The following is a 15,024-nucleotide window of genomic DNA, read 5'->3' on the forward strand; positions in this document are numbered from 1 at the left end:
CCGGAAAGGCTCTCCCCGCAACGCCACCGAGCGAGCGATCGGAGAGCCTTTCCATGACCACCACCGCCCCGTCCGGCTTCCAGACCGGTTTCGCCATCCGCCCCGACCTCGTCGTGGAGGCCGCCCACGCCGAGGACGTGCGCGCCGCCGTGGCCGACGCCGCCGCGCGCGGCCTCCGGGTCCACGTCCACGCCACCGGCCACGGACAGCCCGGCGCCATCGAGGGCGGGGTCCTGATCAGCACCCGCCGGATGGACTTTGTCGAGATCGACCCGGTCCGCCGCACCGCCCGGATCGGCGCGGGCGTCACCTGGGGGCAGGTGATCGAGGCCGCCGTGCCGTACGGCCTCGCCCCGCTGAACGGATCGTCCCCCTCGGTCGGCGCGGTCTCCTACACCCTCGGCGGCGGGCTCCCCGTCCTGGCCAGGGAGTTCGGATACGCGGCCGACCACGTGCGCGCGCTGGACGTAGTGACGGCCGACGGGGTGCTGCGCCATGTCTCCCCGGCAGACGAGCCCGGTCTCTTCTGGGCACTGCGCGGCGGAGGCCACCGGCTCGGCGTGGTGACCGCCATGGAGATCGGCCTGGTGGAGGCCGGGCGGCTGTACGGCGGCTCGATCGCCTTCCACGGGGACGGGACCGCCGCCGAGGTGGCCGGCCGCTATCTGGAGTGGACCCGCACCGTGCCGGACACCCTGACGTCCTCGCTGGCGGCGATCCGCTACCCCGACCTCCCGCAGCTGCCCCAGCCGCTGCGCGGGCGGTACGTGATCTCGGTACGGGTCGCGTACACCGGCGGCGCGGCCGAGGGCGAGCATCTGGTCGCGCCGCTGCGGGCGATCGGTCCGGCCCTCGCGGACTCGCTGCGGGAGATGACGTACGCCGAGAGCCACACCATTCACAGCGACCCGCCGTTCCCGCACGCCTACTACGGCGACAGTGTGGTGCTCGACGGCCTGGACGGGGACCTCGCCGCGCGCGTGCTGGAGCTGACCGGGCCGAAGGCGCCGATGATGACCGTGGTCCAGCTCAACCACCTGGGCGGCGCGCTCGCCGCCCGGCCCGCCGTGGACAACGCGGTGCCCTACCGGGAGGCCGGGTTCCTGCTGCGGCTGCTCTCACCGCTGGACGGTACGGACGTGGCGTCGGTACGGGCCCTGTACGCGGAGGTGGCCGGGCTGCTCGCCCCCGGTGCCCTGGGCCGGTCGCTCGGCTTCTCCTTCGGCGGCGGGGACCGGACCGAGGGCTTCCACGACGCCCGGACACAGAAGAGGCTCGCCGGTCTGGTGTCGCGTCACGACCCGGCGAGCCTCTTCGGGGGGAGCTACGGGATCAGCCCCGGCGGCCGATGAGCTTCCAGGCCGCGGGCAGCGCGCCCATGGCCAGCGCGGCCTTCAGCGCGTCACCGATCAGGAAGGGCACCAGGCCGGCCGCGATCGCGGCGCTCGCCGACATGCCGGTGGCCAGCGCCAGGTACGGGACGCCGACCGCGTAGATGATCGCGGAGCCCAGCACCATCGTGCCCGCGGTGCGCAGCACGGAGCGGTCACCGCCGCGGCGGGCGAGGCCGCCGACCACGGAGGCGGCGAGCAGCATGCCGAGGACGTAGCCGAACGAGGGGAAGCCCATTCCGGAGGTGCCCTCGGAGAACCACGGCATGCCGGCCATGCCCACCAGCGCGTACACCGCGAGGGAGAGGAAGCCGCGGCGGGCGCCGAGCGCGGTGCCGACGAGGAGCGCGGCGAAGGTCTGGCCGGTGACCGGGACCGGGGAGCCGGGGACCGGCACGGCGATCTGGGCGGCGATGCCGGTGAGCGCGGCGCCACCGAGGACCAGGGCCGTGTCGACGGCGTAACGGTGCCTGGCGGCGGGCAGCAGGTCGGCGAGGACCGCTCCGGTGCGGGCAGGGGCGGCGGCAGCAGTGCTCATCGGGACTCCGCGGGGGTGAGGACAGGTGGGGACAGACTGAGCCCGACGTTAGCCCACGGGTTAACGACCGATCACCATCAGTGGCCCACAAAGCGTTGACCGGGGCGTTGGTGGGGTCCGCACAAAGAACGGTACGCAACGGCGGGGCGGCGTGACGCTCGTCACTGAGCCGGGCACGGAGCGACCCGGATCCGGGCGGGCCGGACCTGCCGGGACGGACTGTAGGTTCCCGCCAAATCCGCCCGGGGCCTGCCGCCGATTCCGCCGGGGCCTGCCGCCGATTGCGCCCCGGGACCGCCACCGGCATCCGCCCGGGACCGGCGCGGACACGGGGCGCGGACACACGGGGCGCCGCCCCGGCCCGCGGCCCGCGGGGGCGCCGCACGTGTCCGGGTGCGCACCTTGTGTGAGCATCGTGCCCGTATAGCGGACAGTGGTTCCCACTCGGCGGTACGCGTGCTCAGACTGTGCGCGCACGTCCCCCCACGTACCACCCGTGCGTCCCCCACGTACCACCGATCGAACAGAGCTTGTCCATGTCTCGGAATTCCGCGTCTCCCCCCACCGGCTCCCCGGCCGCCGTCTCCGACACCGGGGCCGATTCGGCTCTCACCCACGGGCTCAAGCAGCGTCATCTGTCGATGATCGCCCTGGGCGGGGTCATCGGCGCCGGACTCTTCGTCGGCTCGGGCGCGGGCATCGCCGCCGCGGGCCCGTCGATCATCATCGCGTACACCGTCTCCGGGCTGCTGGTCATGCTCGTGATGCGCATGCTCGGCGAGATGTCGGCGGCGAACCCGGCGTCCGGCTCCTTCTCCGTCCACGCGGAGCGGGCGATCGGCCCCTGGGCGGGGTTCACCGCCGGCTGGGCGTTCTGGGTGCTGCTCTGCGTCGCCGTCGGCCTGGAGGGCATCGGCGCCGCGAAGATCGTCACCGGCTGGCTGCCCGGCACCCCGGAGTGGGCCTGGGTCGCGCTGTTCATGGTGGTCTTCCTGGGCACCAACCTGGCCTCGGTGAAGAAGTTCGGCGAGTTCGAGTTCTGGTTCGCCACCCTCAAGGTCGTGGCGATCACGCTCTTCCTGGTCCTCGGCGTGCTGGCGATCCTCGGGGTGCTGCCGGGCACCGACGCCCCCGGCACCGAGAACCTCAGTGGTGCGGGCGGCTTCATGCCGAACGGCGCCGAGGGCCTGGTGATCGGGCTGCTCGCCTCCGTCTTCGCGTACGGCGGTCTGGAGACCGTGACCATCGCCGCGGCCGAGTCCGAGAACCCGGTGCGGGGAGTCGCCGGTGCGGTGCGGACGGCGATGTGGCGGATCGCGCTGTTCTACGTCGGCTCGATGGCGGTCGTCGTCACGCTCGTCCCGTGGGACGACCCGAAGGTCGTGGAGGTCGGCCCGTTCTACGCGGCGCTGGACCACCTCGGCATCCACGGCGCGGCCGAGATCATGAACGTGGTCATCCTGGTCGCCCTGCTCTCCGCGATGAACGCCAACATCTACGGCGCCTCGCGGATGGCCTGTTCACTGGTCGGCCGGGGCCAGGGCCCGAAGCGGCTCGGCCGGATCTCCTCGGGCGTCCCGCGCACCGCGGTCCTGGTCTCTTCCGTGTTCGGTTTCCTGTGCGTGCTGCTCAGCTACTGGCGTCCCGACGACGTGTTCCCGTGGCTGCTCAACATGATCGGCGCGGTGATCCTGGTCGTCTGGATCTTCATCGCCGTCTCCCATCTGATCCTGCGCGCCCGGCTGGAGCGCGTGGCGCCCGAGCTGCTGGTGGTACGGATGTGGTTCTTCCCGTTCCTGACGGTGGTGGCGCTCCTCGCCATGGCTGGCATCTTCTTCCTGATGCTCCGCCAGCCGGACACCCGGGACCAGCTGCTGGCCACCGGTGTCATGACCCTCGTGCTCTGCGCCGTCGGTGTCGTACGCCAGCGCCGGGCGGCGGCCGTCAGCGGCTGACGCCGGGTGCCTCCGGTGCGCAGGGCACGTTGAGGGAGAGCAGCGCACCGCCCGCCTCGCCGATCCGCACCTCGCTCACCGCCGCGTTCCGCAGCTGCGGGAAGACCCGGCGGTAGGAGCCCAGCGGAATCGACAGCAGTTCGCACAGCACCAGCCGCAGCAGGGTGTTGTGCGCGACGACGAGCACCCGCTGCCCCGGGTGCCCGTCCGCGATCCGGCGCAGCGCCGCCGTCCCCCGGGCCGCCGCGGCCCGGGGGTCCTCGGCCCCCGGAAAGGGGTGGGCCACCGGGTCGGCGCGATACTCCCGGGCCCGTTCCGGCTGCTCGGCCGCGAATTCCGCCAGGGTGCGCCCCTCCACCTCGCCGAAGTCGCATTCGCGCAGCTCGTGTTCGCGCCGGGGGACGAGGCCGAGCGCCTCGCACGCGGGCTGCGCGGTCTCGATCGCCCGGCCGACCGTGGACGTCCAGATCGCGTCGACCCCGTTGCGGGGCGCCCAGTCGCCCAGCTGCCGGGCCTGGCGGCGGCCCTCGTCGGTGAGGGCGATGTCGCTGACCCCGGCATAGCGGTTCTCCGCGTGCCAGACGGTCTGCCCGTGGCGGGCGAGCAGCAGGGTGGCCGGGCTCCTGGTCATGGCTTCTCCGTTCGGGTCCGGGCAGTCATGGCTTCTCCGTTCGGGTCCGGGCAGTCATGGCTTCTCCGTTCGGGTCCGGGCGGTGGCGCGTGGTCACGGCCGTTCCGCCCGGGTGCGGGCGTGGGCGGCGACCGGGCCGGGGAGCCAGCCGCGTCGCTCCAGTTCGTCCACCAGCGTGAGGTACGGCTCGGTGTACCACGCCGTGCGCACCGGGTGCGGGTGCAGCACGTGGCGCAGCCGCACCATCGCACCCGCTGTCCTGATCAGGCTGGTCCCGGCCCCCGCACCGTACGCGGCGAGGACGGCCATGCCGAGGGCGGGCTCGCTGTACTGCGGGATGTACACGGACCGGCCCAGGATGTCGGCGCGCAGTCTGCTCCAGTAGCCGCTGCGGGCCGCGCCGCCGGTGAAGGTGAGCCGGTCGTACTGCTGGGCGCCGAGCAGGTCGAGGTAGTCGAAGCAGAGCCGTTCGACCAGGCCCACGCCGGTGAGCAGGGCCAGCCAGTGCTCGGCTTCGGAGGCGGGCTCGCCGAGCAGGAACCCGGTGGCCTCCGGCGCCACGAAGGGGAACCGCTCCCCCGTCGCCACCAGCGGATACGCCACCACCCGCGCCGGTTCGTGATCGCGGGCCAGCGCGTCCATGCGGATCGGGTCCACGTCCGGGAAGGCGGCGGTCAGCACCCCGCCGCCGACGCCCGAGGCGCCGCCCGGCAACCAGCTCCCGTCCGGCGCGCGGTGGTTGTAGACGACCCCGGCCGGGTCCTCGACCGGCGACGAGGTGACCCCCTTCAGCACCAGCGTCGTACCGAGCACCGAGTTCCAGGAGCCGACGGCGAGCGAGCCGGAGGCGAGCTGCGCCGCGCACCCGTCCGTCATCCCGGCCACGACGGCGGTGCCCGCCGGGATCCCGGTCTCCTCGGCCGCCGCCCGCCCCACCTCGCCGATCCGCGTGCCCGGCCGCACCACGTCCGGGAAGATCCCGTCGGGCAGGCCCAGCTTCCCGAACCGGCGCCGCGGCCAGTCGTCCCGCTCCAGGTCGTAGCCGGTCTTCAGGGCATGGCTGGAATCGGTGGGCAGCGGCGTCCCGGCGAGCCGGGCCAGGACCAGATCGGCCTGGTGCATCACCCGTACGGCCTCACCCGCCCCTGGCCCGTGCTCCTTCAGCAGCCACATCACCTTGGGCAGCGCCCAGCTCGGCGGGGCCTTGGCCCTGGCCGCCTCCGCGACGGCCCGCCCGTCGTCGTACATCACCCCCGGGGTCAGCGGCCGCCCCTCCCGGTCGCCGAGCAGCACGGTGCCGGAGGTGGCGCAGACGGCCAGCGCACGCGGCGCGGGGCAGTCGCGCAGCGCCTGCCGGCTGGCCGCGCACAGCGCCGTCCACCAGTCGAGGGGCCGCTGCTCATGCCGTACCCCGTCACGTCTGCCCGTGAGCGGGGCGGAGCCGCTGCCGAGGATCTCGCCGTCGTCCGCCGCCACCACCGCCCGGACGCTCTGCGTGCCGAGATCGATGCCCATCCACATATCGGTCCCCTCTGTGAAGTTCTCACTCTGCACCGAGAATTTCCGTTGCGCGAGGGATTGACGGCCAACTTTCGTTGTTCCAAGCTCTGTTAACCAGTCGATTCAACGTGTGAACGGGCACCCCCCCACCCATCTCCGGCCGGACCGTGGAGGTCACGGATGGACATGCACGCGCACGACCGGCGACGGTTCCTCGCCCTCGGTGCGGTCGCGGCCGCGTCCGCCGCCCCGCTGCTGACCGCGTGCGGCGCGGGCTTCGGCGACGGCGGTCCGAAGGGCGGCGGCTCCGCGGCCGACGACGTCACCGGCCCGTTCGACTGGAAGCGGGCCGAGGGCCGGACCGTCAAGGCGCTGCTCAACAAGCACCCGTACACCGATGCGCTGATCGCCGATCTGAAGGCGTTCACCGAGAAGACCGGGATCAGGGTCGAGTACGACGTCTTCCCGGAGGACAACTACTTCGACAAGCTCACCGTCGACCTGTCCAGCGGGCGCGCCTCCTACGACGTGTTCATGCTCGGCGCGTACATGGTGTGGCAGTACGGGCCGCCGGGCTGGCTGGAGGATCTCGGCCCCTGGATGCGCAACTCCTCGGCCACCGGGGACGACTGGGACCGGGAGGACTTCTTCCCCAACCTGCTCGCGGCCGACCAGTGGTCGCTGGAGGCGGGGGCGCCGCTCGGGCAGGGCGGGCAGTACGCGCTGCCGTGGGGCTGGGAGACCAATGTCGTCGCGTACAACACCGAGGTGTTCAAGAAGCTCGGCCTGAAGCCCGCCGAGACCTTCGACGAGCTGCGCGAGATCGCCGGGGCGATCACCCGCCGGGCGCCGGGCGCGGGCTTCGACGGGATGTACGGGGTCGCGGTGCGCGGCTCGCGCAGCTGGGCGACGATCCATCCCGGCTTCATGACGATGTACGCCCGCAACGGCCTGAAGGACTTCACCGTCGAGGGCGGGAAGGTGAAGCCCGCAATGAACTCCCCGGAGGCGGTCGCGTTCACCCGGGACTGGGCGGAGATGGTCAGGAAGGGCGGGCCGCCGTCCTGGACCTCGTACACCTGGTACCAGTGCTCCGGCGACCTCGGGGCGAAGAAGGCGGGGATGCTCTTCGACGCGGACACCGCCGCGTACTTCCAGGCGGTGGAGGGGGCCTCGCCCGCCTCCGGGAAGATCGCCTTCCACCCCGGCCCGAAGGGCCCGGGCGGCTCGCTCGCCACGAACATGTGGATCTGGTCGCTCGGTATGAACGCCCGCAGCCGCAACAAGTCCGCCGCCTGGCTGTTCCTCCAGTGGGCGACCGGCAAGGAGCACCTGCGCAGGGGCGCGGTCGAGCACAACCACATCGACCCGGTGCGGAAGTCGGTGAGCCGGGACGCCGCGTATAAGGACAAGATGCGGGCGATCCCCGGGTTCATCGAGACCTTCGAGACGGTCGTCGACGAGACGAGGATCCAGTTCACCCCGCAGGAGCAGTTCTTCGACGCGACGACCAGCTGGGCCGCCGCGCTCCAGGAGATCTACGGCGGGAAGAACGCCTCGTCGGTGCTGAACGGCCTGGCCGGCGATCTGGCGTCGAAGGTCGGCTGACCGGTGCCGGGACGCGCGGCCACCGTGCCGGAGACCGGCCGCGGGGCGGCCGCCGGCCAGGGGCCCGGGAAGCGGGTGGTGCGGGCGGTTCCGGCGTGGCGCCGTTCGCTGCGGCCGTATCTGCTGATCGTGCCCGCGCTGCTGCTGACCGGCGGGATCCTCTACCCGTTCGGGCTCGGCCTCTACTACACGCTGTACGACTTCGCGGCGAGCAGGCCGCAGCCCGACCTGGTGGGCATCGGGAACTACCGGCGGATCCTCACCCAGCCGGCGTTCTGGGACTCGGCCCGGGTGACGGTCGCGTACGCGGTCGGCGCGGCGGCCGTCGAGACGGTGCTCGGAGTGTCCGTGGCGCTGCTGCTGCACCGGTCGAGCCGGGTCGGGCGGGTGCTGGAGAAGATCCTGATCCTGCCGCTGATGATCGCGCCGGTGATCGCCGCGATCATGTGGAAGCTGATGCTCCAGCCGTCGGTCGGGGTCATCAACCATCTCCTGGAGCCGTTCGGCCTGGGCGGTGTGCAGTGGACGGACACCCCGACGGGCGCGCTGCTCTCCTCGATCACGGTGGACGTGTGGGTCTACACCCCGTTCGTCGCGATCCTCGCGCTGGCCGGTCTGCGCTCGCTGCCCGCCTCGCCGTTCGAGGCGGCGGCGGTCGACGGGGCGGGCTGGTGGTTCACCTTCCGGCGGCTGACGCTGCCGATGCTCTGGCCGTACGTGCTGGTCGCCGTGATCTTCCGGTTCATGGACTCGCTGAAGGTCTTCGACATCATCTACGCGCTGACCGAGGGCGGGCCCGGCGACTCGACGATGGTGCTCCAGATCCGGGCCTATCTGGAGGCGATCCGTTTCCAGCGCTACTCGTTCGGGATCAGCTACATGATCGTGCTCTGGGCCGTGGTCTACCTGGTCACGATGGTGCTGGTGCGCTATCTGGGCCGGATCCAGAACCGGGCGGCGGAGGTGCCGGGATGAGGCGCACGGTGCCCCGCGTCGGCGCGGAGGCGGACCGGTGAGGCGCAGAGTGCTCTCCGTCGCCGCGGATCTGGCGCTGATCGGCTACTTCGTCTTCGCGCTGTTCCCGGTCGCGTGGATGGTGGTCCTGTCGCTGAAGCCGACGAACGAGCTGTTCAGCACGTACTTCTCGTTCACCCCGACCCTCGACTCGTACCGCACGGTGCTGGGTGCCGGGGGCGACCAGGGGGTGCCGTTCCTCCGGTTCTTCGTGAACAGCCTCGTCGTGTCGCTGGGCGCGGTCGCGCTGTCGCTGGTGATCGGGCTGCCCGCCGCGTACGCCGCCGCGCGGTGGCGGTTCCGCGGCTCGGAGAACCTGATGTTCACCCTGCTCTCGTTCCGCTTCGCGCCCGAACTCACCGTGATCATCCCGCTGTTCGTGCTCTACCAGCGGCTGGGGCTCTTCGACACGTACGTCGGCATGGTGTGGGTGCTGCAACTGGTGACGCTGCCGCTGATCGTCTGGATCATGCGGTCGTACTTCTCCGATCTCTCCCCCGAGCTGGAGCAGGCGGCGCTGCTGGACGGTTACACCCGCAAGCAGGCGTTCTTCAGGGTCGCGCTGCCGCTGGTGAAGCCGGGGATCGCGGCCGTCTCGCTGCTGGCGTTCATCTTCGCGTGGAACAACTTCGTCTTCCCGCTGATCCTCACCTCGTCGAACGCGCAGACGGTGACGGTCGGGGCGCTGTCCTTCCTCGGCGGCGACCGGCCCAAGTACAACCTGACGGCCGCGGCGGCGCTGGTCTCGGTGGTCCCGCCGCTGCTGCTGGCGCTCACCATCCAGCGGTACCTGGTGCGCGGGCTGTCGTTCGGGGCGGTGAAGTCATGACCGGCCGGGCGGCCATCGCGCTGCGCGGTGTCAGCAAGCGGTACGGGAAGCACACCGCGCTCGACGGCCTGGACCTGGAGGTGGCCGAGGGCGAGTTCTTCTGTCTGCTCGGCCCGTCCGGCGCCGGGAAGACGACCACGCTCAAGACGATCGCGGGCCTGGAACAGCCGCAGGCCGGGACGGTCGAGCTGGACGGGGCGGACATGGCGGGTGTGGAGCCCTACGACCGGGGCGTGGCCATGTGCTTCGAGTCGTACGCGCTCTACCCGCACCGCACCGCGTACGACAACCTCGCCTCCCCGCTCCGCTCGCCGCGCCACCGCCTCCCCGCGTCCGAGGCGCGCGAGCGGATCGGGGAGATCGCCGAGCTCCTGGGCATCGGCGCCCTGCTGGACCGCCAGGTGGGCCGGCTCTCCAACGGTCAGCGGCAGCGGGTGGCGCTCGGCCGGGTGCTGGTCCGGCCGGCCAGGGCGTTCCTGCTCGACGAGCCGCTGTCGCATCTGGACGCGAAGCTGCGGCAGGCGATGCGCGCGGAGCTGCGGGCGATCGGCGCGGTCCGGCGCACGACCACGCTGTACGTCACCCACGACTCGGTGGAGGCGCTGGCGCTCGGCGACCGGATCGGGGTGATCAGGGACGGCCGGATGGTGCAGACCGGCACCCGCGAGGAGCTGTGGCACCGCCCGTACGACACCTTCGTCGCCCGGTCCTTCGGCCGGCCGCGGATCAATCTGCTGCCCGGCACGGTGACGACCGAGGGGCACTTCCGGTCGCCGGACGGGGCGTACGAGCTGCCGCTGACGGTGCCCGCACCGCCCGGGACCGCCGTCCAACTGGGCGTACGGCCCCGGGACATCGGCCTTTGGGGTCCGGCGGGGGGCGGCACCGGGCGCCCGGACCTGGAGCTGACCGGCGCCGTCCATGTCACCGAGCTGCTCGGCCGGGCCACCGAGGTGACCGTGCGGATCGGCGGGCAGCGGCTGTCCCTCGTCGTCCCGCGCGCCGAGGCGGCCGGACTGAGTCCCGACCGGCCGGTCCGGCTCTCCGTACCGCCTGAGAGTCTGCTGCTGTTCGAGGCCGACCGGCCGGCACGTCCAGGACGAAGGATCAGCACGTGAGCAACGTTCCGCAGCGGGGCCCCGCCCCGCGCCAGGCATCCATAGCCGAGTACGTCCTCGCGCAGGGCGAGGTGAGCGCCGCAGAGCTGGCGGAGCGCTTCGACGTCAGCCTGATGACCATCCACCGCGATCTGGACGAGCTGGAACGGCAGGGCATCGTCCGCAAGTTCCGCGGCGGCGTCACCGCCCAGCCGTCCGGCGTCTTCGAGTCGAACGTCTCCTACCGGCTGAAGACGATGCGGGCCGAGAAGGCCGCCGTCGCCGAGCGGGCCCTGAAGCTCATAGAGCCGGGCATGGCGGTGATGCTCGACGACTCGACGTCCACGCTGGAGATAGCGCGCAGGCTGCGCTCCATCACCCCGCTGACCGTCGTCACCAACTTCCTGGAGGCGATCAACCTGCTGTCGCAGGAGCGCGGCATCCATCTGATGGGCCTCGGCGGGGACTTCGACCCGCTGCACTCCTCGTTCCTCGGTGTCTCCTGCGTGGAGGCGGTGCAGTCGCTCCAGGTCGACATCTGCTTCACCTCGACCTCCGCCGCGTCCGGCGGCTTCGCCTACCACCAGGAGCAGCACATCATCGCCGTGAAGCGGGCGATGCTCGACTCGGCGAGCCGCAATGTGCTGCTGCTCGACCACTCGAAGCTGGGCCGGGTCGCCCTGCACCGGCTGGCCCCGCTCTCCCGCTTCGATCTGCTGCTGGTCGACGACGGGGCGTCCCCGCAGGCGCTGAGCGAGCTCGACGAGCACAAGGTGCCCTACGAGGTCTGCTCCACCGGACGGGACTCCGGAACGGGGGACGGCGATGACGGGTGAGGGTGAGGCGGCGGTGAGGGATGACTGAACTGGCCCTGCGCGCACTGCGCAAGACCTACACCGGGCGGGGCCGAGCCGCCGTCGAGGCCGTCCGGTCCATCGACGTCGAGCTGCGCTCCGGCGAGCTGCTGGGGCTGCTCGGCCCGTCCGGCTGCGGCAAGTCCACCACCCTGCGGATGATCGCCGGCCTGGAGACGGTCACCGGCGGCGACATCCTCATCGGCGGCTCGTCGGTGGTACCGCTCCCGGCCCGGCAGCGCAACATCGGGGTGGCGTTCGAGAACTACGCGCTGTACCCGCCGCTGACGGTCGCGGAGAACCTCGGTTTCGGGCTGGCCGCCCGGGGCGGGTGCGGCCGGGCCGAGATCGGCCGCCGGGTCGCCGCGATGGCCGGACGGCTCGGGATCACCGACCTCCTGGACGCCCGCCCGGCCGGGCTCTCCAGCGGCCAGAAGCAGCGGGTCGCCCTGGCCCGCGCGCTGATCCGGGTGCCCGACGTGCTCCTCCTGGACGAGCCGCTCTCCCATCTCGACGCCGGCCAGCGGGACACCACCCGGCGCGAGCTGAAACGGATCCAGCGCGACAGCGGCCACACCACCATCCTGGTCACCCACGACCAGGAGGAGGCGCTGTCGCTCGCCGACCGGATCGCGGTGATGCGGGACGGCGAGATCCAGCAGCTCGGCACCCCCGAGGAGATCTACGACGCCCCGGCGAACCTGTTCGTCGCCGACTTCGTCGGGGAGCCGGCCGTCAATCTGCTGCCGGGCACGGCCACCGGCTCGGGCGCGGTGCGCCTCTCGGACTCCGTACGCGTTCCCGTACCGCACCGGATCGCGGCGGGACGCGCGGTGGTGCTCGGCATCCGCCCGGAGGATGTGCGCCTGGACGACACTGGTGCACGGGCCCGGGTCGCCGCCCATGAGCCCCTGCTGGAATCCGGCATCGCCACGCTCTCGCTCGACGGGGTGGCGGAGCCGCTGGTCGTCGTGACCGGTCCGGAGGTACGGCTCGACCGGGACGACACCGTACGCATCACCGCCGATCCCCGGCACGTCCATGTCTTCGACGCCCAGACAGGAGACGCTCTGCGATGACCCGCCCCCAGACGGTCCGCCCCGCCACGAGGATTCTGCTCGCCGGTGACCACTTCGTCCGCAACTCGCTGCTCGCCGAGGCCGTGCACCAGGCGCTCGGCCCGACCGGCACGGAGCCGCAGCTCACCGAACTCACCCTGCCCTGGCCCCTGGAGCCCTTCGGCAAGGTCGCCGAGGTCGACGAGGCGAGTGATGTCGAGGACGCGCTGATCGCCGCCCTGGACGGGGTCGAGGTGTGCGTGACCCAGATGGGCCCGTTCACCGAGCGGGTGCTGGCCGCCGCCCCCGACCTCCGGCTGATCGTGGTCTGCCGGGGCGGCCCGGTCAATGTGAACGCGGCCGCCGCACGCGCCCGGGGCGTACGGGTGTGCTTCGCGCCGGGGCGCAACGCGGCGGCGACCGCCGAGTTCACCGTCGGGCTGATCCTCTCCGCGCTGCGCCGCATCCCCGAGGCCCACCGTTCCCTCGCCGCGGACGGCCGCTGGGACGCCACCCACTACACGTACGAGAACTGCGGCCTGGAGCTGGAGGACACCCCGGTCGGCCTGATCGGGTACGGCGCGGTGGGCAGCCGGGTGGCCCGGGTGCTGTCCGCGTTCGGTGCCGAGGTCGAGGTGTACGACCCCTATGTGCGCGGCGACGTCCACGGCATGCGCGCCGCGTCGCTGGAGGCGCTGCTGTCCCGCTCCCGGGTCCTCACCCTGCACGCCAGGCTCACCCCGGAGTCCCGGCACCTCATCGGCGCCCGCGAGCTGGCGATGCTGCCGCGCGGCGCGGTGCTGGTGAACGCGGCGCGGGGCGGGCTGCTGGACACGGACGCGCTGTGCGACGCCCTGGACTCGGGGCAGTTGCGGGCCGCGGCGCTCGACACGTACGAGCAGGAGCCGCCGCCGCCCGACTCGCGGCTGTTCCGTACCCCGCGTCTGCTGATGACCCCGCACGTGGCGGGGGCCAGCCGGGCTGTCGCGGAGAAGGCGGCCCGGATCGCGGCGGCCGAGGTGGCGCGCCATGTGCGGGACGAGCCGCTCGCCCACGCGTTGTGAGAGGAACCGTGACGATGACCGCAGGCACGACGAGATACATCGGCGTCGATGTCGGCACGTCCGTGGTGAAGGCCGCCGCCTTCGACCCGGGCGGCCGCACGCTGGCCGTCGAGTCCCGCCCGGTGGGGCTCGCGATCCACGGCGGGTCCGTGGAGCAGGACATGGACGAGGTGTACGGCGCGGTTCGCGAGGTGCTGGACGCGCTCGGCTCCGACGGAGCCGGGTTCGTCGGCCTCACCGGCCAGGGCGACGGTGTCTGGCTGGTCGACGGGGCGGGCCGGCCGGTCCGCAAGGCGATCTCCTGGATGGACGGCCGGGCCCATGAACTGGTCGGCTCCTGGCTGGCGTCCGGGGTCTTCGAGACCGTCTACCGGCGCACCGGCAGCGCGATGTTCCCCGGTTGCCCCGGCCCGCTGCTGGCCTGGCTCGACCGGCACGAACCGGCCTCGCTCGACGCCGCGGCGACCGCCCTGTACTGCAAGGACATGGTGTTCCAGCGGCTGACGGGGGTCCGGGCCACGGACGTCTCCGACGCGTCGATGCCGTTCCTGGACCCGGTGACCCGCGCGTACGCCCCGGACGTGGTGGCCGCGCTCGGCCTCGCCCACCGGGCGCCGCTCCTCGCCCCGGTCAGCGACCCGGTGGCCACCGCCGCGCTCCCCTCCGGATTACGGATCTCCAACGGCCCGTACGACCTGCCGGCCTGCGCGCTGGGCGCGGGTGTCACCCGCCCCGGCGACGGGCTGCTGATCGTCGGCACCTGTCTGGCCTCGCTGGTGGCCACCGAACAGCTCGACCTGGACGGCGAACCGGCCGGCCTGCACATCTCCACCGACCGTCCCGGCCACTGGCTGCGCGCCATGCCCGCGATGGTCGGCACGGCGGCCCTGGACTGGGTGCTGACCACCACCGGCGTACGCCACGCGGAGGTCGACGCGCTGCTCGCCACCACCGCGCCGGGCGCGAACGGGGTCCGGGTGCTCCCCTACTTCGCCCCGTCCGGCGAACGCGCCCCGTTCGTCGAGCCGAGGCTGCGCGCCGAGTTCACCGGGGTGTCCCTGGAGACCACCCCCGCCGATCTGATCCGCGCCGTCTGCGAGGGCATCGGCTTCGCCGCCCGGCACTGTCTGGAGGCCGCGGGCCTCACCGGCACCCTCGCCCTGTGCGGCGGCGGCACCCGCTCCCCCGCGTGGATGCGGCTGTTCGCCGATGTGCTGGGCCGGCCGGTCCGGATCGTGGAGGGCGAGGTCGGCGCACGCGGCGCGGTGCTGGCGGCGGCGGAGCGCTTCGGCGTGGAGCTGGACACGGCCGCGTGGACGGCCCCCACCTCGATCGTCGAACCGGACCCGGCGCACGCGGCGCACTACACGAAGGCGTACGAGGACCACCTGAACCGGCTCGCTCAGGCCCGCACGCACGCCCGCGCCTGAGCCTGCCATTCCCGGACGCGACCCCGGACCTACGTCGAAGGGCTGATCATTTTCG

13 protein-coding genes are annotated in these 15,024 nt (G+C 72.6%); 10 read left to right on the forward strand and 3 right to left on the reverse strand.

Features of this window, described 5'->3' with window-relative positions:
- Window positions 1-53 precede the first annotated feature (53 nt).
- Window positions 54-1,352 (forward strand): FAD-binding oxidoreductase, encoded by a 1,299-nt coding sequence (locus tag ACGF8B_RS20150; protein ID WP_392740196.1) that lies wholly within the window; start codon window positions 54-56, stop codon window positions 1,350-1,352.
- Here the strand turns inward: ACGF8B_RS20150 and ACGF8B_RS20155 are convergent.
- Complete coding sequence (locus ACGF8B_RS20155; protein WP_259931165.1) at window positions 1,333-1,929, reverse strand: biotin transporter BioY; 597 nt, start codon at window positions 1,927-1,929, stop codon at window positions 1,333-1,335. The two genes, ACGF8B_RS20150 and ACGF8B_RS20155, sit on opposite strands and share 20 nt — an antisense overlap.
- A gap of 536 nt (window positions 1,930-2,465) precedes the next feature.
- Between ACGF8B_RS20155 and ACGF8B_RS20160 the strand changes: the two genes are divergently transcribed.
- Complete coding sequence (locus tag ACGF8B_RS20160) at window positions 2,466-3,884, forward strand: amino acid permease (RefSeq protein ID WP_392740199.1); 1,419 nt, start codon at window positions 2,466-2,468, stop codon at window positions 3,882-3,884.
- Here the strand turns inward: ACGF8B_RS20160 and ACGF8B_RS20165 are convergent.
- Together ACGF8B_RS20165 and ACGF8B_RS20170 are read right to left on the reverse strand one after the other, a co-directional pair.
- The gene (locus tag ACGF8B_RS20165) at window positions 3,874-4,515 is read right to left on the reverse strand and encodes a histidine phosphatase family protein (protein WP_392740202.1); all 642 of its coding nucleotides are present in this window, start codon (window positions 4,513-4,515) and stop codon (window positions 3,874-3,876) included. The two genes, ACGF8B_RS20160 and ACGF8B_RS20165, sit on opposite strands and share 11 nt — an antisense overlap.
- Before the next feature lie 93 nt (window positions 4,516-4,608).
- Window positions 4,609-6,036: an FGGY-family carbohydrate kinase gene (locus tag ACGF8B_RS20170; RefSeq protein WP_392740205.1), complete on the reverse strand. Its 1,428-nt coding sequence runs from the start codon at window positions 6,034-6,036 to the stop codon at window positions 4,609-4,611.
- A 159-nt stretch (window positions 6,037-6,195) separates the two neighbouring features.
- Between ACGF8B_RS20170 and ACGF8B_RS20175 the strand changes: the two genes are divergently transcribed.
- From ACGF8B_RS20175 to ACGF8B_RS20210, 8 genes are read left to right on the forward strand one after another with little or no spacing between them, the layout of a single operon-like run.
- Entirely contained in the window at window positions 6,196-7,623 is a 1,428-nt protein-coding gene (locus ACGF8B_RS20175) for an ABC transporter substrate-binding protein (protein ID WP_392740208.1), read from the forward strand.
- 3 nt (window positions 7,624-7,626) lie between these two features.
- Complete coding sequence (locus ACGF8B_RS20180; protein ID WP_392740211.1) at window positions 7,627-8,598, forward strand: carbohydrate ABC transporter permease; 972 nt, start codon at window positions 7,627-7,629, stop codon at window positions 8,596-8,598.
- 37 nt (window positions 8,599-8,635) lie between these two features.
- Complete coding sequence (locus ACGF8B_RS20185) at window positions 8,636-9,466, forward strand: carbohydrate ABC transporter permease (protein WP_384748466.1); 831 nt, start codon at window positions 8,636-8,638, stop codon at window positions 9,464-9,466.
- Window positions 9,463-10,584: an ABC transporter ATP-binding protein gene (locus ACGF8B_RS20190; protein WP_392740213.1), complete on the forward strand. Its 1,122-nt coding sequence runs from the start codon at window positions 9,463-9,465 to the stop codon at window positions 10,582-10,584. Before ACGF8B_RS20185 ends, ACGF8B_RS20190 begins: the two co-directional genes overlap by 4 nt.
- Window positions 10,581-11,399, forward strand: a complete 819-nt coding sequence (locus ACGF8B_RS20195) for a DeoR/GlpR family DNA-binding transcription regulator (RefSeq protein WP_384748472.1) — start codon at window positions 10,581-10,583, stop codon at window positions 11,397-11,399. The genes ACGF8B_RS20190 and ACGF8B_RS20195 overlap by 4 nt, the downstream gene beginning before the upstream one ends.
- Window positions 11,400-11,419: 20 nt before the next feature.
- Entirely contained in the window at window positions 11,420-12,496 is a 1,077-nt protein-coding gene (locus tag ACGF8B_RS20200; RefSeq protein WP_392740217.1) for an ABC transporter ATP-binding protein, read from the forward strand.
- Window positions 12,493-13,539, forward strand: coding sequence for an NAD(P)-dependent oxidoreductase (locus tag ACGF8B_RS20205; RefSeq protein ID WP_392740219.1), 1,047 nt, complete (start codon window positions 12,493-12,495; stop codon window positions 13,537-13,539). The genes ACGF8B_RS20200 and ACGF8B_RS20205 overlap by 4 nt, the downstream gene beginning before the upstream one ends.
- 14 nt (window positions 13,540-13,553) lie before the next feature.
- Complete coding sequence (locus ACGF8B_RS20210; protein WP_392740222.1) at window positions 13,554-14,969, forward strand: FGGY family carbohydrate kinase; 1,416 nt, start codon at window positions 13,554-13,556, stop codon at window positions 14,967-14,969.
- Window positions 14,970-15,024: the final 55 nt, after the last annotated feature.

This window comes from Streptomyces sp. NPDC047917, assembly GCF_043204345.1.
GTDB classification, from domain to species: domain Bacteria; phylum Actinomycetota; class Actinomycetes; order Streptomycetales; family Streptomycetaceae; genus Streptomyces; species Streptomyces sanglieri.